The organism is Psychrobacter sp. M4 (genome assembly GCF_055699795.1).
Genome location: NZ_CM146740.1, coordinates 1,417,847 through 1,436,860, shown reverse-complemented (window position 1 = coordinate 1,436,860; position 19,014 = coordinate 1,417,847). Strand labels below are relative to the sequence as shown.

The 19,014-nt window shown below is 44.3% G+C and carries 13 protein-coding genes; 5 read left to right on the top strand and 8 right to left on the bottom strand.

The genetic code is table 11. The features are described from left to right. Positions 1 to 7: 7 nt before the first annotated feature. Entirely contained in the window at positions 8 to 3,298 is a 3,291-nt protein-coding gene (gene putA, locus ACR63N_RS05985) for a bifunctional proline dehydrogenase/L-glutamate gamma-semialdehyde dehydrogenase PutA (protein ID WP_367108813.1), read from the bottom strand. A 552-nt stretch (positions 3,299 to 3,850) separates the two neighbouring features. Further along, the gene (locus ACR63N_RS05980; RefSeq protein ID WP_367103367.1) at positions 3,851 to 5,146 is read right to left on the bottom strand and encodes an NCS2 family permease; all 1,296 of its coding nucleotides are present in this window, start codon (positions 5,144 to 5,146) and stop codon (positions 3,851 to 3,853) included. Between the two features lie 526 nt (positions 5,147 to 5,672). On the opposite strand from ACR63N_RS05980, the gene tolQ reads away from it, so the two are divergent. From tolQ to ACR63N_RS05960, 4 genes are all read left to right on the top strand, one after another. Beyond that, positions 5,673 to 6,422 (top strand): protein TolQ, encoded by a 750-nt coding sequence (gene tolQ / locus ACR63N_RS05975; protein ID WP_367103368.1) that lies wholly within the window; start codon positions 5,673 to 5,675, stop codon positions 6,420 to 6,422. Then, entirely contained in the window at positions 6,419 to 6,877 is a 459-nt protein-coding gene (tolR, locus tag ACR63N_RS05970) for a protein TolR (protein WP_367103369.1), read from the top strand. The genes tolQ and tolR overlap by 4 nt, the downstream gene beginning before the upstream one ends. A gap of 87 nt (positions 6,878 to 6,964) precedes the next feature. Beyond that, entirely contained in the window at positions 6,965 to 7,945 is a 981-nt protein-coding gene (locus ACR63N_RS05965; RefSeq protein ID WP_367108814.1) for a TonB C-terminal domain-containing protein, read from the top strand. A gap of 129 nt (positions 7,946 to 8,074) precedes the next feature. Continuing rightward, entirely contained in the window at positions 8,075 to 9,367 is a 1,293-nt protein-coding gene (locus ACR63N_RS05960; RefSeq protein ID WP_367108815.1) for a translocation protein TolB, read from the top strand. A gap of 98 nt (positions 9,368 to 9,465) precedes the next feature. On the opposite strand, the gene ACR63N_RS05955 is transcribed toward ACR63N_RS05960, so the two are convergent. The 4 genes from ACR63N_RS05955 to ACR63N_RS05940 all read right to left on the bottom strand — a co-directional run bounded on the left by ACR63N_RS05955 (position 9,466) and on the right by ACR63N_RS05940 (position 14,921). Further along, the gene (locus ACR63N_RS05955) at positions 9,466 to 10,113 is read right to left on the bottom strand and encodes a c-type cytochrome (protein ID WP_367103372.1); all 648 of its coding nucleotides are present in this window, start codon (positions 10,111 to 10,113) and stop codon (positions 9,466 to 9,468) included. 35 nt (positions 10,114 to 10,148) lie between these two features. Then, on the bottom strand, positions 10,149 to 11,747 hold the full coding sequence (locus ACR63N_RS05950; RefSeq protein WP_367103373.1) for an NAD(P)/FAD-dependent oxidoreductase: 1,599 nt from the start codon (positions 11,745 to 11,747) through the stop codon (positions 10,149 to 10,151). A 150-nt stretch (positions 11,748 to 11,897) separates the two neighbouring features. Further along, the gene (locus ACR63N_RS05945) at positions 11,898 to 13,319 is read right to left on the bottom strand and encodes a cytochrome c (RefSeq protein ID WP_367106031.1); all 1,422 of its coding nucleotides are present in this window, start codon (positions 13,317 to 13,319) and stop codon (positions 11,898 to 11,900) included. A 984-nt stretch (positions 13,320 to 14,303) separates the two neighbouring features. Continuing rightward, positions 14,304 to 14,921, bottom strand: coding sequence for a flavodoxin family protein (locus tag ACR63N_RS05940; RefSeq protein WP_367106032.1), 618 nt, complete (start codon positions 14,919 to 14,921; stop codon positions 14,304 to 14,306). Between the two features lie 392 nt (positions 14,922 to 15,313). Between ACR63N_RS05940 and ACR63N_RS05935 the strand changes: the two genes are divergently transcribed. Continuing rightward, positions 15,314 to 16,564, top strand: a complete 1,251-nt coding sequence (locus tag ACR63N_RS05935) for a YeeE/YedE family protein (RefSeq protein ID WP_367110336.1) — start codon at positions 15,314 to 15,316, stop codon at positions 16,562 to 16,564. 94 nt (positions 16,565 to 16,658) lie between these two features. Here the strand turns inward: ACR63N_RS05935 and ACR63N_RS05930 are convergent, their stop codons facing one another. Together ACR63N_RS05930 and ACR63N_RS05925 are read right to left on the bottom strand one after the other, a co-directional pair. Next, a complete protein-coding gene (locus ACR63N_RS05930) occupies positions 16,659 to 17,648 on the bottom strand; it encodes a purine nucleoside phosphorylase YfiH/LACC1 family protein (protein WP_367110298.1) in 990 nt (329 codons plus the stop codon). Positions 17,649 to 17,662: 14 nt separating this feature from the next. Beyond that, positions 17,663 to 18,871, bottom strand: coding sequence for an RluA family pseudouridine synthase (locus ACR63N_RS05925; protein WP_367106035.1), 1,209 nt, complete (start codon positions 18,869 to 18,871; stop codon positions 17,663 to 17,665). Positions 18,872 to 19,014: the final 143 nt, after the last annotated feature.

Below are 19,014 nucleotides of genomic sequence, written 5' to 3'. Positions count from 1 at the left end.
CCTTTTCTTATGTTAGTGCAAGCGCTGTAGGGGCTGGTTGAGTATTGTGTTCAGTGGTAGTCATCGTATCTAGTGATTCAGCAGTTGTTGCTTCTTTTGTTGAGGTAAAGCTTGGCTGTTCTGAGACCAGCTTCATAAGCCGCGCGACATAATGCGGCCCACCAGCTTTGGGACCAGTACCTGATAGTCCGTAGCCACCAAAAGGCTGCTCGCCTACTACTGCACCAATTTGATTACGATTGATATAGGTATTACCAACAACAGCTCGGCGCTCAATATGCTCAGCGACATTTTCTATACGGCTATGGATACCCAAGGTCAGACCAAAACCTGTGGCATTAATAGCATCAATAAGCTTATCCAAATCGCGCGCTTCATAACGCAACACGTGAAGTATCGGACCGAAATGCTCACCGCCAATCACATCAATACTTTGCACTTCAATCGCTGTTGGCAGCACAAAGGTAGATTGCTCTTGGCTTACCACTGAGCTGGCACTCATTGGCGTCTGACCTAAGATTGTAGCTGTCGGCTCAGCACTCATGCGCTCAATATGCGCTTCGAGGTTTTGCTTGGCATCGGCATCAATAACCGGTCCTACATCGGTTGAGACATAAGTCGGATTACCAACTACCAGCTCTGCCATGTGTCCTTGTAGCAGCTCAATCAAATCATCGGCTACATCTTCTTGCACACACATAATACGGCAAGCTGAGCAGCGCTGACCGGCTGAGCCAAAGGCGGAAAGCACCGCATCTCTAACCACTTGTTCAGGCAGTGCAGTTGAGTCGGCAATCATAGCGTTTTGACCGCCAGTCTCGGCAATCAATACTGGTAGCTCACCACTAGTTTGTGGCTTTTGATTGAGACTCTGATTGATACGCTGCGCGGTTTGGGTTGAGCCGGTAAAGATAACACCTGCTATGTTGTCAGCAGCTGTGAGGGCACCGCCGACCTCTCCTGAACCGATAACGAATTGGAGCGCTGTAGCCGGTACGCCCGCCTGATACATCAGTTGCACGCCAAAATGGGCAATCAAGCTGGTTTGCTCAGCGGGTTTGGCGACAACGGTATTACCCGCCGCGAGTGCCGCAACGATTTGACCGGTATAAATAGCCAATGGGAAATTCCAAGGGCTAATACACACAAAAGTGCCACGCGCTTTATAAACTTGCCGCATTGGCTTGCCCGATAAATCGGTAAACTCATGGGTAGTTTCACTTAGACGCTCAGCTTCATCAGCATAGAAGCGACAAAAGTCAACCGCTTCTTTAATCTCATCGATGCTGTCTTGCATGGTCTTACCCGCCTCGACTTGGCATAATGCCATCAGCTCAGCGTAGTTTTCTTCGTACAAGTCGGCAATTTTGCGAATGATACTAGCGCGCCTAAAAGCTGGCGTAGCTTGCCACTCTTGTTGACCCGCGGTAGCAGCATCAATCGCTTGACGCGCGACAGTAGCATCAGCATAAGTTACCTCACCGGCAATGACCTCATGATTCCAAGGGGCACACACGCTATGAGACTCTAGACTGCTGTTGGAATCTTGCCCTGCATCAACTGCCTGCCCATTAACAATAGGCGTTGCTGTCCATGTCTTTTGCAGCTGCTTCTCAATAGCTGCTTTAAAAGGTAACCACTGCGACTCTATAAAGATATTGGGGCCAAAGCTGGCGCGGCGTGTGCCATAGATATCTAACGGTAAGGGAATATCTGGGTTATACAGCTTATCATTTGCCAGCAATTTGTCATAAGGATGCACCGTCAGCTTATCGATAGGATAAGACTTATCTAATAGCTGATGCACAAACGAGCTATTCGCTCCGTTCTCAAGTAGGCGCCGGACCAAATACGGTAGTAAGTCTTTGTGAGCGCCTACTGGAGCATAGATACGTACTGGAATTTTGTAAGTTTGCAAAATATGGTCATATAGCGCATCTCCCATACCATGCAGACGCTGAAACTCAAAGTCTTTGTGCGTACTCATGGTCATAACCGAAGCTAGCGTATGGGCATTATGAGTGGCAAACTGTGGCCAAATAAGACCGCGCAGATGCTCTGATAATAAGAAGCGCGCACAAGCCAAGTAAGCAGTATCCGTGCCCTCTTTACGCGTCCACACCGGATATCCGGACAAGCCCTTTTGCTGCGCCAGTTTAATCTCCGTATCCCAATACGCGCCCTTGACTAGACGCAGCGGAATACGGTCACCGACTTCGGTTGCCAGGCGAGCCAGCCAAGCGAAGATAGCAATAGCGCGCTTAGAATACCCCTGCACCACCAAACCTAAACCGTCCCAACCTTGGGTTAGCGTGTCGCGGTATAGCGACTCAAATAGTTTTAGGGAAATCTCTAAACGGTCGGCTTCTTCAGCATCAATACTAATATCGACATTGACCTCACGCGCCGCTTCGATAAGCAGCAGGCAGCGCTGACGCAGCAGCCCCATTACTTGCGCTTCTTGGGTAGCTTCGTAGCGCGGATGCAGCGCAGATAATTTGATAGACACTGACGGCTTAGGCATACCCTCGGCTACTTTGATGCTGGCCGTCGTTTTAATCGCATGTAGATAGTCATTGAAGTACTTTTCAGCATCGCGGTTGGTAATCGCTGCCTCGCCGAGCATATCAAATGAGTAGGTATAACCTTTATTGCGATAAGACTGGCTGTTTTTATTGGCATCCTCAATGGTTTCGCCCAACACAAACTGATGCCCCATAATGCGCATAGCTTTTTGCATCGCTGCGCGAATCATCGGCTCGCCCATCTTTTTGGTCATACGGTCCAAAAATCCAGAGGCGGTAGTACTATTATCAATACTAACCACGCGGCCAGTCATCATCATACCCCACGTTGAGGCGTTGACTATAAAACCATTATCGTCTTTGAGATGCTTTTTCCAGTCGGCAACACTCATCTTATCGCGGATAAGCGCATCAGCAGTATAGCTGTCCGGTACTCGAATCAAGGCCTCAGCTAAGCTCATCAGCAGCACGCCTTCTTGGGTATCAAGGCTGTATTCAAGCAGTAGGGAATCTACCATCTTCACCGCTTTATTGTCGCTACGAACATACTCTACCAGCTTGCGCGTCTGCTCGCTTGCAGCAGTGCGCTCCTCATCGGTGGGTTTTGCAAGCGGAAGTAATTTGGTGAGCCAGCGCTCCTCATCAGCGCTATATAAAGGCGAGATACGCTGATATAACTCATCGCTTGACTGAGTGATATATTGAGGATTTAATAAATCAGTAGGGTCAAATAAAATAGGCTCTTCTGGGGTAAACTGCTCAATCGGGTTCATACCAACTCCATAACTATCGTTTAAAATCTAATAGATGATGCGGATGAGTTTTAAATCAGGGCGCACCACCACAAACGAGTAAATCCAGCATAAGCTAGATATCATTAATTAATTATTAATCAATCGTTGAGTGCTAAACGAGCTACATTAACAAATAAAAGGCAACAACGAAAAGCTAAGCGGCATTAGTGCCTTCTTCTTGTCGGTAGTGAAAGGAGAATAACGCAAGTTCACTGTAAGAAAAACCTCTACGGCGTTGATTGAGGTGATGCGCTTAACCTATTCATATTATCATGAAAAATGCTTTCAAACTAACGATATCGTCTGGCAATACGCAAAAATATCTTATTCAAAAACATATAGATAGTTGATACAAATGGCCGGACTAAATTTCGCGTTAGAATTGGGTTACTATTTATTCATAACCCCAAATTAACGGTTATCAAGACTAAACTTTAAGAAAAAAACCTCTTTACCATTTAAGGTAAAAAGGTTATAAAAATACTTTTTAATAAAAACCAGCTAATGAACAATTACTGAATAAGCAACCAATTATAAAAACACAATCTTTGCGAGTAAAATAATCGTCAATACCCACACTGCAACTGAGACTTGAGAGTATTTACCAGTGATAACCTTTAAAGCAGTAAAGGTAATAAAGCCAAGGGCGATACCGTCGGCAATAGAATAAGTCAAAGGTGTAAATAACAGCACCACCGTAACCGGCGCCGCTTCGGTCAAGTCGTACCAATCAATATCCTTGAGTACCCCTAGCATTAAAACTGCGACATAAAAGATAGCGCCAGCAGTAGCATAAGCGGGAATCATGCCAGCAAGAGGCGCAAAGAACATACTGAGCAAAAATAGCACGCCAACGGTCACCGCCATTAGTCCCGTACGTCCGCCAGCGGCGATACCAGATACACTCTCTACATAGCTGGTTGTCGATGAAGTTCCCAATAATGAACCTGCAACCGTCGCTGTCGAATCCGCTAGTAGCGCCTGTCCTATATTAGGAATATTACCGTCTTTATCGACCAGTTTGGCTTGACTGGTGGTCGCAAGCAAAGTGCCCGTCGTATCAAATAAATCAACGAACAAAAAGGCAAAGATAACACTGACCATACCGATATCAAACGCGCCTGCGATATCAAGCTGCATTAGCGTTGGCGCGATGGCAGGCGGCGTAGATACGATACCCGTAAACTGAGTCTGACCTGCTATCAGGCTGATAATAGCGATAAGCAAAATCCCAATCGTCACCGCGCCTGTAACTTTTTTATAGGCAAGGCCGGTGATAACAATAAATCCTAAAGCCGCCATCGCAGGTGAAAACGTCTTCATGTCCCCAAGGGCTACCAACGTAGCATCTTGTCCGACGATAACCCCTGAGCTTTGCAGCGCAATAAAGGCCAAAAAAGCACCAATACCTGCGACTACCCCTTGCTTTAGACTCATGGGAATAGCATTGATAATCCATTCTCGAATCTTAAATAAGCTTAAAAGGACGAAAATACAACCTGATAAAAATACTGCACCAAGCGCGGCTTGCCACGTATAACCCATCCCAAGTACAACGCCATAAGTAAAAAAGGCATTGAGTCCCATGCCGGGAGCTAGTGCTACTGGCAGACGGGCATAGATACCCATGATAAAACAGCCGAGTGCGGCGGCGAGACAAGTCGCCACAAATACCGCGCCTTTATCCATTCCTGCATCTGCCAACACATTGGGGTTGACAAAGATGATATAAGCCATCGTTAGGAAGGTGGTTAAACCTGCTAAAAGTTCTATTTTTATGGTGGTGTTTTGACCATCAATCCCAAAATAGCGTTCAATTGCATTCATAAGCGGCGCATCCGACTGGCAAATAAATATCTACAACTACTAAAGCGTGCAGCTGGCTTCAATAGCAGATTAGACGTGAATAGTAGCGTTATACTAGAAAGCCAAAGTTAGAAAGCTGAGACTAACAGTCGTAAGTCATGGAGGGTAACATTCTAAAGAAGTTAACTTATGAATTCAATTATTAACCTTTTTTACTACTTGTTCTACTCTTTTCTAGCTACAATACTTTGCAGAGCTTGTTATATTAACGAGTTTATCAAAAATCTACCTTTTAATATCAAAGAGTTCGGTATACTCAATCCTTCTATACTAAATGTTGCTTTTATGTAACATTGAATGCTAATATGCTGCCAATCATGGGACATGGCACGATATCTTCATAAACATTTTGAGAAATAGTTTTAGCAAAAGATGTTCGTGTATAAGTCTAAATATTACAGTGTAAACCCTATTACCTCTTTGTTTAAGTTGCTCCAATCTATAATCAACTAAACAGATTATTGTTAATCTTCAGTGAGCCTGCTCCATGCCTGAATCTTTAAATATTCTTGACCTTATTCTTGAGGCCAGCCTACTGGTACAAATCGTGATGGCTTTACTACTATTGGCCTCATTGGTCAGTTGGGTTATTATTTTTCGTCTAAGCGCACGTTTAGGTACCGCCAAAAATTTTGATGAGCAGTTTGAGACTTGGTTTTGGTCGGGCGAGGATTTAGCCAAGCTCTATCAAGGTATTCAAGGCTCACCTGAGCGTCAAGGACTTGAGCAAATCTTTTATGTGGGATTCTCTGAATACTTGCGCATGCATAAAAAACGCCAACCTAAAGACGATATTATAGACGGCGTTGAGCGTAAACTACGCGTGGGTCTGGGTCGCCAGCAGCAACTTCTTGAATCTGGTATTTCCACCTTAGCCAGCATAGGATCAGTTGCGCCTTACGTAGGTTTATTTGGTACAGTTTGGGGTATTATGAATGCCTTTTTAGGCTTATCGCAGACTGAACAGGCGACACTTGCCTCTGTTGCTCCTGGTATTGCTGAGGCTCTAATCGCTACTGCTATGGGATTGTTTGCCGCTATTCCTGCAGTGTTGGCTTATAACCATTTCACCTCTAAATCAGGGCGGCTTTATGAGTCGCGCGCGCTGTTTTGTGATGAGATGACTGGTATGCTGCAGCGTGAGACCAGCACCCAAATCGCAGTAGATGCAGAGAGCAGACGAGAGAGTAAAATTGCTGAGAGCAAAGCGGCGCAAAATCAGGCGACAAAGCCATGAGACCTAGTCCTTATCGGCGCGAGAAAAAAGCGCTCAATAGCGATATGAACGTCGTGCCTTACATAGACGTCATGCTAGTACTGTTAGTGATATTTATGGTGACCGCGCCTATGCTAACGACGGGAGTCGATGTTGATTTGCCAAAAGAGCAAACCAATACTATGAGCCAAAATCAGCTTCCTGTTATTGTCTCATTGACCGATAATGGCGAGATCTTTATCAGCTACGAGAACAACGTCGATATGCCTATTAGTGAACCCGAATTAATCGATACCCTATCAAACTTGCAGGCTCAAGGTAGCGCTGAAGGTCAACCCCCGCTACAGGTCATGATTAATGCCGATCAAAATAATCAATATGGCGCTATTATGTCCTTGATGGCAAACTTGCAACAGGCTGGTATCGAGAAGGTAGGTTTATTAACTGGCACACCTCTACCTACGCCACAGTTGTAATATCTCGCCCTTTATCTCCGAAAAAACCATATAATTAACCAGTATTTAATGTTCAATTCATCAATGACGCTCCTGAGTGACTAAGCAATGAAACACGCACCTGCCGTCTATGTTCCTACTGAGCCAGAAGGTAATGGGCTTACCCTGCCCTTGCTACTGAGCTTGTTGGCGCACGGTATTGTGATAGGCATTTTAATCTATACCTATCAGCAGCCAGAGCTGGAGACAGTGGGGAGTATTGAGACCACCATGGTTACCCCAGGTGAGCTGGCTGAAATGCAGTCTCAAATATTGGCCAATCGCGCTGCTACGCAAGCCGAAGCCGCTAATAACAATGCAGGTTCAGCTACTGCCAAAGCGTCAAGTACAAATAGCAATACAGCACCAAGCATTTCTGAATCACGTTCAACCTCAGTATTTACGCGCTCCAATGAACCTGCTGATCAGTCTGTGCTCATGACTCAAAATCATCGCCAGCGCTTGCTTGAGCAATCACAAGAATATGATCGTAATATGGCTGAGCTTGCCGCGCAGTTAGATGAGTCGGCTTTAGCAGAGCTTGATCAAGTTCAGCAACAAAAGCAAAATGAGCTTGACGAAGAGCAAGAAACCCTACGCTCGTTTCGTACCAAACAAAACCCCGTACCTAGAATCAATCGGCCTACTAAAGATGATAATAATATAAATATTGAAACGAGCAGTTCTGATAAAACGCTGAGCCTATCAGATGGCAAATCGACAGTGTCTAATGATACCGTAACCTCTAGTCCAACTACTGGTAGCGGACGCTCTGCAGGTGCTAGTCGCGGCGCTAGTAATAGCGAGATCGTGCGCTTAATTAAAAACAACTATAATCCGCCCGTTGCCGCCAAAGGATCAGTGCAACAGACTACCTTGACGATTAGCGTAAATGCCAATGGTGAGGTGACCAAAGTGACAGCCTCTGGTCCTGATGAGGCGGTGAACGAAGCGGCACGGCAGGCGGTGCTCAGCACGCGCACCTTACCTATTGATACTGATGACCCCAAGTATCCAACCTTTACTCTAAGATTTAGAGGCAGTAATTAATTATCAGTATTTTTACTCACTATTTGTTTTATTTTAAACAATTAGCATGGTTTAATATACGGTCTTAGCATAATAAATAAAGCATGTAGAAAAACAACTACTCTACTATTTTAGGAGCTCAATTCAATCATGCATACTCATAAAAAACTACTGACCACCTTACTCGTTAGTGCTGCAAGTTTACTTGTTGCTCCTAACTTATCGGCAGCGCCTGTAGTATTAGAACTAGATTATGAGATTCCTGTACAACAAAACCAAGTCGCTTTCGTTCCCTTCGCTGGGGATTCTGTGTTGTCACCGATAATCTTAAATGATTTAAATAATACTGAGCTTAATGTCACAAGCAAAGACTTACCGCAGCAGCCGCGTAGTAGTAGCGAGCTGACAGGGACACTACCCGTTTGGCAACAGCTGGGTATTCCTTATCTGGTCGTTGGCAGCACCCGTAGTGATCGCGGCAAAGTCATTACAGATTATGAAGTTATTGAAGTAAAATCCGGCCGAGTCATTGGCGGCAAGCAAAGCTTAAGCGCTGATACTGACCAATCAAGTATGCGCTACGCCGGCCACGTTATCGCTGATAAAGTTTACGAGCTAATCACAGGTACGCCGGGTGATTTCTCCGGTCGTATCGCCTACGTTGAGGAGACGGGACGCGGTAGAGATAAAATCTCGCGCCTCAAGGTTATGGATGCTGACGGCGAGAATGCTAAGACCATAACAGAGGTCAATGGCTCTATTTTCTCGCCAGCTTGGTCGCCTGATGGTAATCGTATCGCTTATACTGTACAGCGCGAGCAATCCTACCCTATCATTTATGTGCAAAACGTTAATGGTGGCGGCGCTAATGTGATTACCCCCTATAAAGGTAGCAATCTTAGCCCGTCTTTTTCACCTGATGGTAGCAAAATACTATTCTCCAGCAGCTTTGAGGGCAGTGCTAATATTTATGAGATCAGTGCCAATGGCGGTAATTTGAGAAAAATTATTGACTGGCCAAGCAGCGAGGTACAACCAAGCTACGCTCCAGACGGTAAATCATTTATCTTTGTCTCAGACAGAGCAGGATTTAATAAGCCAAGCATTTATCGTTACGAATTTGGCTCAGGACGTACCAGCCAAGTATCAAGAGGTGGTTATGCCACCAGTCCGCAGTTTAGTAGTGATGGCTCGCAAATTGCGTTTTTGAGTGGCCGTAGCGCCGCTATTATGAATACTAATGGCGCAGTCACCGCCAATATTGGTAATACAGGCATTGATGAAGCGCCAAGCTTCTCTCCTAATGGTAAGCGTGTGGTTTATGCCTCAACTCAAGGTGGCAAAGGTGTATTGACTATTAAATCCTTAGAGGGAGGTAAAGCCTTTGGTAAGTCAGCGCAAGGTATTATCCGCTCACCAGTATGGTCGTCAAATCCTAATTGATGAAATAAATATAAAATAGACATTTGTTAAAGTGTTAAATAAAAAAGCGCCTGATAATCCTATTGGGCGCTTTTTATTTTAATATTTGCTGACTACCTTTATTCGTAAGGATCATATCCTGGTGCATAATCGTGTCTGATCTGCGCCACATCTTCTGCAGTCACAGTTGCATCGAGGCCATTTAGATCCGTCATAATATACTGCGTTACCGCCGCCATCTGCTCATCATTCATCATTAAGTGGAATGAAGGCATACCACGCAGACCATTAATCAAGATACCTAGCGTATAGAATTTGGATTCCATTTTGCTGTTATTAGCAAGCGGTGGATAATAACCTGCGCCTTGAGCCCCTAAGCCGTCGTGCATATGACAACCCGCACAGGAGCGATGATAAAGCTCAGCACCGTCTGTACTGTGATAAGCGTTACCCTCGCCGAATACCTGATTCCACTTTTGCACCTCAGCGTCTTCTGCCATAGGCGGTATACCCGCGTAACTGACGATATCCACTTGTGGTCCTGCAAGCTCTTCACGCGTCATATAGACTGCTCCCCAAGAGCCGTTGTTACGACCAGCAGCAAAATCATAGTCATCGTTTTCGTTACCATTGGCATCTGTCGTTTGTACAGTAGGTTCTGCTATAGTTGGTGCATCAGCATCTTGGGTTGAACAACCACTCAGTAGCACTATACCAAAACTAGCACTTGCAATAGCGGTCATCAGTGGATATTTAGAATTATTCATAGTCGTCTCTTTATCTTTTAATCTATGACAAGTGGCTATACAGATTTTACTCTCTTGTGTAATCGATTAGCAGTATCTAATCCCGACAAAATCGCGCCCTCTTGCCATGCTGGAATATTTGAACAATGCTCGCCTGCCAATACAATACGATTGTCAATTTGACAAAGGGTATCGTAATACTGCTCACGACTTGGTTCACTCCAAATACCGTAGCAGCCAAGTGTCCAAGGAATACGGTGCCATACTACCGAAGTACCCGTACGGAATTCTTCTGGATACTGTGGATGGATATGCTTACCATAAGCAAGAGCAGCATCAATACGCTGCTGCGGCGTCAATGCATTAAACTTATACGAAGTCGGACCGTAGCCGTACCCTCCTAGTAACACCCCTGTACCTGTTTTGAACATGTCCTCTGATGGATAAGCAATTTGAATATTAGGCATGTCAGTATAAGTAACACCGCCATAAATCCATTCATCCTCTTCCCAAAAGCGGCGTTTAAACTCTAGACCGACTTTGAAAGCAGTGTCATACGGAACCGCAGACATCGCCTGTTTCATAGGTTTTGAAACATTAATATCCATCTGAGTTAATACTGTTAGAGGTATAGTACAAATACACCAATCTGCTCGCTCTGTTTTGGTTGGGCCATTGGGGTTGTTACTATCAACATAATCGACAGTTACGCCAGTATCGTCTTGGTGAATGCGAGTCACTTTAGCATTTAAGGTAATCATATCTTGACACTCACGCGTGAACGCATCACCAATTTTACCCATACCGCCTACAGGCTGGAACATCGTAGGATGATGCACATATACATCGAAGTTGGCGTATAAATCAGACCAAACCCCTGATTGCAATAGCTCGCTCATTGGCAAGACTTTGGACGGCTCAGGGTTTGGCATCAAACCACCGCCTGGATAAACACTATAGCCGCGCATCTTACTGGTCTCATGACTGGTTACATAACGATAATCTTTGTTAAGTACGCCCCAGCCCTTGAGACCTTCTAATAGTTTTTCTTTATCCTCAGTATTCACTGAACGATCAAGCCCACCAACATTAACTGACTTAGCCAGTAGCTCTGATACATGTCCGCGTACATCGCTCCTGACATCACCCAATCGCTGCGGCACTCCGTTAAAGTGGTTAACACGATGTAGATAAGCTCGGTTATTGGTCTGAATGAATGGCTGCATCTCAACACCAAACTTTTTGCAATAGTGGAATACAGCATAGTGATGGCTTGGCAAGCGCCATGGCCCGCCATTAAAATAATTGCCTTCTTCAAAGTCGCAAGTGACCTCTTCGCCGCCAAGCTCGGTATATTTGTCACCACTGTGAAGCGTCCAGCTGCGTCCGCCGCCACGATTTTGATACTCTAATACCTTAACCTGATAGCCTGCTTTACGTAGCTCATAAGCAGCAGTAAGTCCTGCAAGACCAGCTCCAAGAATAATAATACTCGAACCTGGAGGCGCGCCTGTTAAATTCATTTCTTCTTTAAAAGTAGATTCTGAGGCGAACCCCAAAGTGGTCATCGCCTGATACATGGCTGTGGCACCAGCGGTCTTACCGATCATAGAGAGCAGTTGGCGCCGCGTAGGTGATTGAAGCATATCTTTCATGTTATTGTCCTTTTGGTATGACAGTTGTGCTGCTTAATACCGCATACCTTGTCATAAACCTTAATTTTATTAAAAATATTTGTTAGCATTTTATCAATAAGCTTTATAAAGTATTAATTATTCTGCGCGTTGACTCTACCACCGTCTAGATTAGTGGTGACGTCTTTTGCGCATCATATTCCAAATGATAAAGCCGATAAGTGCGAGTACAGCAATAATACCAAGTATAGCTAGTACCCCTGCATACTTAATCAAAAAAGGGCGCTGATCTACACCTGCTGCCACATTATCAATATAGTCGGCACTCACATCGCTGCTAGCCACACCGCCAAAGCTTGTACGCACATAATTAGTGATATCAGCAATTTGCTGACTGCTCAGCTCATCAGCAAAGCCTGGCATATTAGGTCGAGTGTTGGTGGCCCCATGAGCACCGTGGAGAATAACGTTGACCAAGGTATTTGGTTCATCACGGCGTAGACTGGTGAGACCGACAATAGGCGCATAACCGGCATCGGGTTGACCATAACCATTCACCCCATGGCAACTGCCACAAACATCAAGATATAAACCTTCAGGCGAGCTGGCATCAACGCCAGCTTTGGCTTGAGTTAAATAATCATCTTGGGCGAGCAAATCATGGGTAATAGATTCGTTGATAGGAAGCGGAAGACGTGAAGTGTCGACTGGCTGCACTTTGTTTTCAGTGGCAACGGCAGGGACTACTTTTAGATAAGCGGCAATCGCGCCTAAGTCCTCATCAGTTAAATAACGCGTACTATGGGCGACCACTTCTCCCATCGGTCCACCAGCATACACGCGCTGATCAAGCTCGCCACTACGCAAGTAAGTGACGATATCTTGCTCGCTCCAGCTGCCAATACCGCTTGCCTCATCAGGCGTGATATTGGGCGCATACCAGTTGCCCAGCTGGGCACCAGCTAGGTACTTGCTATTATCAGCGCCCATAGTGCCATCACGCGGCGTATGGCAAGTACCGCAGTGTTCCAAATTATTGGTCAGATATTCACCGCGTTGTTGGACTTCGGTGAGACCCTCACGGTTCTCATAAGAAGGTACATTTAGAATGTTCCAAAAAAACATGAGGCTACGGATATTAAAAGGAAACGGTAAATCAGTCTCGTTTTCAGGTTCCTCGTCCACTGCTGGTACGGTTTGCAAATAAGCAAATAGCGCACTGATATCTTCATCCTTCATACCATGATAAGAAGGATAAGGCATAGCAGGATAGATCATATGATCAGGAGCACGGCCTTTTTGTAAGGCTTTTTTGAGGTCGGCTTCAGTATAATTACCGATACCATAGCGCTTTGATGGCGTGATATTGGTGGCATAAATATCACCCATCGGGGTCTCAATAGCAACGCCGCCCGTATAGTCTTCTCTGTGGCATGCCACACAGTCGGCAGCACGGGCAATATAGGCACCGCGATTGACTAGATCACTATTAGCTGGGCTAACATTGGGGAGGCTGCTCGCACCTTCAGCCATCGCGGCGCTGGAGGTGATACCAATGGCAAGCATTGATAGCATCATAGAAAATGGCTTCATAATATCCTCATATAGCTGGCATATAATAGTAGCAAAGACTAGGCATTCATTAGCTCAAGATCTAAGTCAGATCTTAAACCACGACTTTTAAAATTGCTTTTAGTAAAAACACGGGAAACAGTAGAAGGGTATGCTTCTTGATACACTGTCCCTAGCGTAAAAAGTATAATCATGAGATAGCCATTCTGATTATTGTTGATTTACTATTTTACTAACACATGCTTAATGTATGCCTAGCATCTTGGCTTTTGCTGGGTTATGTTCTTTAGTTGTTGGCTACTAACCAACGAATCACTTATCTCTAAAAACTCTATTATCTAAAAATTGACTCTGAATAGTATCTAGCAGTTTTAAGTTATATCCAGTTCTAATTACCTCTTACTGTCAGATAACTCACTGTTTGATTCTGTGTAAGATAAAACTATTTCGCTAGTATTTCTTCTATCTTTACTCATTCGTCCTATTTGTTTACAAAAATAAAAAAACATCATAAGTAAACGGCAGCTAGCAGTTATGATGAAGCAGCTAAGAATATATCCAAATTTTGAGCTATTGAAAGTGGTAAATATAGCTAGACACATACATTTTTCTTTGAATTTCATACTTAACAAACTATTATGAAAAGCTATCGTTTCTTGTTTAATCTGAGTTAGGCTATAAAGTTGGTATACACAACATATACACAACTTTCATGCATATTTTTTATCAAAGGTTATTAACCATAAATAGATAGATAATACAATATAAATATAGCTATTTAGATTAGGTTGAAAAGCTTAAAGTCGTAGCTTCAAATTACGCTACATCCTACCCTATGAATGGAATTAAAATGATAAGAACTGCTGTGAAAATATTCCTTCTTTGTAATTTGATGGTGTCAACCATATTACTTAGTGGCTGTCAATCGTTTCAGTTTGTCGATAGTCCCATACCAGTAACCTCTAGCTTAAAAGCAACTAATGTTTAAAATAAACCCACTAGTCTTTAATTTGAGCTTGTTGGCTGATGTTTAATAATAGTTTTCGCCAAATGGTTACCAAACCAGATCGCAGTATCAATGTCACCTTTACCCGGGGTTTCCTCTGGCGGCGCGTTTAGCGACTGCGTCATTAGACCCAAAAAGCTTGATAGCCGGTTTAAGTCATCATCGGCATGACCTGTTGGCATTAACGGCAAACCGATCCAATTCATACCGTGCTGCATAGCATATAAGCAAATCTGCTGTAATGCGGCAAGCTTATCACCGCTCAGTCCCCCAGAGTTGGCAAAAGCGGCAGCCCACTTCCCCTCCCATTTGCGGTGATACCAACGCTTTGAGGTCTCATCCATAAAGGTTTTAAATTCAGCCGTCACGCTACCCATATAGACGGCACTACCAAAAACTAGTAGATCTGCTTGATCTACAAAATCCCAATCCACATCATGAACATCAATTGCTCTAGCCTGCGTTTCTGGTAGCTGTTGACGCGCGCCAGCAACAACCGCTTCGGCAACTCGCTTAGTATGGCCGTAATTACTATGGTAAATAACTGCAATAGATACAGTAGGGGTTTGATTATTGATAGTATTAACGGGTACCTCTGATGCACTAGATGGATTCATATTGACTCTAATAATGAATGATAAATAATTGATCTACAGGGTTTAATTAGTCAGATATTAACGTATGTCGCTGCATGATAGTCAGTCTTAAATACGAAAAGTTTTCTGGCTGTTGTAGATAGATACAAGACTGCTAAGAACAGTAGCTAGTATTAGTAGCGCTACTGTAGCGTGATTTGACAAATTATCAACTAACTTATGTAAATAAGCATTATTTGCCTACCTTTAAGAACTAGTATTGGCAGTATGCTATATGTTCATATGCTAATTCTTATTTCTTCTATTGTTGCGCCTTTATTTTCATAAAAATGACATTATGATGTGGCGATCCTATATCAATATTTTATACCTATCAAATTTACACCTATAAAAGAGGAGCTACGATTTTGACGATGACGAGAGTTCAACCTGTAAATGATACTAAGGATCCTGTAGTAACACAGGATCTTGCCTTGAATGCACCGCAAAAACCTCTGATAGCAGCAGGCGCTATTGTAGGCATACTACTACTAACTTATTTACTCAATACACAAGATATCTCTCAATCTTTGCTACTCGGCATCGGCTTGCTACTTGGTTACACTCTTTTTCATGCCCGCTTCGGATTTACCTCTGCGTTTAGACGTATGATGGCAGTAGGTAATGGGCAGGCTATGCGCGCTCATATGCTTATGCTCGCAGTCGCTGTAACTTTGTTTGCACCTATATTGGCTTTTGGTACGAGCTTATTTGGCGAGCCGGTCGCAGGCTACGTAGCGCCATTAGGCGTCAGCTTAGTGGTAGGGTCTTTTTTGTTTGGCATTGGTATGCAGCTTGGCGGCGGCTGTGCTTCTGGTACGCTCTATGCGGTAGGCGGCGGACGCTCTGTCATGTTTATAACTTTTATCTTTTTTATTATTGGTGCTACGTTTGGTGCTTACCATTTGCCGTTTTGGACAGAAGAGATGCCCGCCTATGAAGCTTTTTCATTGGCTACCTCTACTGGTCTTGGTTACACCGGGGCTTGGCTGGTATCACTTGCGCTGTTTGGTTTGATTGCGTGGGCTACGCTCGTTATTGAGAAAAAAAGACACGCCCCAAAGATGGCGCCTGTGCCTTCTGCAAGTGGATGGATACGAATTTTTCGAGGTTCGTGGCCTCTGTTTGCAGCAGCAGTAGTCTTAGCCGTCCTTAATGCCTTGACATTGATAACCCGTGGTCAGCCTTGGGGTATTACGTCAGCATTTACTTTATGGGGTTCTAAGATCGCCAGCACTCTGGGCGTCGACGTCGCAAGCTGGGGATATTGGCAAGGCGCAAGTGCCGCGGCTCTTGATGCATCCATCTTTGCAGACTCCACTACGGTATTAAATATTGGCATCATTATTGGTGCTTTTGTCGCCTCGGCAGCGGGTGGTTTGTTCAAATTCACTCAGATCACTGTTGGTAATTTTGCCGCTTCGGTTATCGGTGGATTGCTGATGGGTTATGGTGCTCGGCTTGCGTTTGGCTGTAATATCGGTGCCTATTTTGGCGGCATTGCTTCTTTTAGCTTACACGGCTACATTTGGGGCATACTTGCTATGGCAGGAACCTTTTTAGCATTGTACTTGCGTCCTTTATTTGGACTGTCAGTACCAAAGTCCAGTGATTCTGTATGCTAATAACACATACTATCAAAACTGTAAAACCTACCTAAACAAAAAACAGCAGACCAAGACCTGCTGTTTTTTATGGTTAGAAGCTATTTATCAAAAACTACTTGTCTTCAGTCACACTATTAATAGGTAAGCTGTGAGCAATGATCAGTGCCATACGCCCTGTCGCAGGCTGTTGCAAATGTGTTTGGCGTCGATAAGAATAGTAACGTGTATCAGCATAACTACAAGTGTCAGCCTTATTCTTTACTTCAATACCAGCATGTTGCAATTGATAGGCAGCAAGTTTAGGTAAATCTAGTTTGATTTTAGGGTTGTTGGCTAAAGTCGTTTTTACCTGCTCTGGATTAGGTTTCGCCTCACTATCTGTTGATATCGAAAACAATGTATCGAAATTATCAATCTGTACCGTTGATAGCAACTGGTTCTCTAGACAGCCTGCTCGTAATTTATCGCGAACCTCGCTACCTACTTCGTAGTGATGTTGGCTGATACTAACGCCAATCCAAGCCATGATTTGTCCCGGTAGGGTAAAAGTCTGTGCAGTAGCTTGGATAACACCATAAGCTAAACCCTGCCAGCCTGCATGAATCGCCGCTATTTGTCCTGATAACGGTTGATACAATACAATAGGCACGCAGTCAGCTGTCATGATGGCAAGACCTAGCTGGGTTTGCTGGCTGATCATCGCATCGGCATCTATTGGGCACATACTAACAGTATGGTTATCGACATCGTAAACTTGCCTGCCATGCACTTGATTAACCCAGTGCAAACGCTTGATAGGTAAGTTTTGTCTCAATGCTAAGTGCTCATTAATCGCGGACAAAAGACGCATACGATTGGCTAATACTTTTGTTGGATCGTCATTGACATGCAGTCCAAGATTAAACTCACCAAAGCTTGCCTGACCCATTTGTAGCAGATAAGGATCGCTTTGAGCACTCGTTGCCGACTCAGACACCCTCTGTTCAAAAACGGTATCTTGAGAAACAGCGCTTTGAGAAACCGTGTTTCGAAAGGCGGCGGTTTGAAAAATAGTGACATCATCAAGCTGCGCCAGTATATTGATCGGAAGTTTATCTATCATAATCTGTTATTGTCTTATTCATCATAGTCATCGCTTAACACAGCGATCAGCTGCTGCATATCCTCAGGAATAGGCGCACTCACTTCAATATCTTCATCAGTTACCGGATGAACAAACCCTAATTCATAAGCATGTAAAGCCTGACGCGGGAAATTAGTAATCACTTGACGCTGCTTCTCTGTCAAGCCAGCTCGCAATTGACGGCGACCACCATAGACCCGATCGCCCACTATTGGATAACCAATATGACTAAGATGCACTCGAATCTGATGGGTACGTCCCGTCTCAAGACCCACATCCAATAAACAGTAGTTTTCATTAAGCGCTGTAATGTCCAATAGATGAGTCACTGCCTCACGTCCAGCTGTCATCACTGTCATTTTGGTGCGCTGATTACGGTGGCGTCCAATTGGCGCATCGATCCTTTGATGGCGCTTAAGACTTGCTACGTCCCCTGCGACCACACACTGATAATGACGGTAAACTGTCTTGTCTTTAAGCTGTGCCATTAGTGCCATTTGTGCAGGTTTAGTTTTACCAATAAGCAATAACCCCGAGGTATCTTTATCAATTCGGTGCACCAGACCTGCACGTGGTAGATGGTGCTGCTGTGGATAATGATATAGCAGGGCATTGACGAGGGTACCAGTTTGATTGCCTGCACCTGGATGTACCACCATACCCACAGGCTTATTAATGACCAGCACAGTCTCATCTTCATAAACGACATCGATAGTGATATTTTCAGGCAAATCTTCGCTATGCTGCTGCAAAGTTGTAGACAAGTGCATAATATCGCCCGCTTTAACGCGATATTTGGGCTTTTGCACGCTACCATTGCACAACAAACTACCATCACTGAGCCAGCCTTGTAGCTCTACTCGTGAGAAGTCAGTAAAAACTTGCGAGGCAAGCTTATCGATACGCAGGCCCGCTTCTTTGTCTGTGACCGTATGGCTAACATCAATAACTTGTGCTACAGCCTGCCCAGCTACTGGCGCGTTGTCATCATAGTCATGATCATTATCGTAGTCATGGTCATTATCATCGTCATGATCAATACCTTCATCACCCGGCAAGCTATCACCAATCTCTATCTCATCGGTAGCAGCTGTTTTGGTAACAAAATCGCTACTATCATTTAAAGAATCCTCGTGAGGGGATGAATATTGTGCTGACATCTCGCTATCAGGGGTTTGGTTTTTGGACGCATTTATGGTCATAGCATTGCTGTTCATGGTAGATGATTGTTAGTGATAAATTATATAGTGCCATAGTGTACCACGCCCAGTGCCAAGGCCCTACCGCTACTAGTATTTATCTGCTATTTTTAGCCAGCTTTTTTGAGTTGACGGTTAGGTTTACA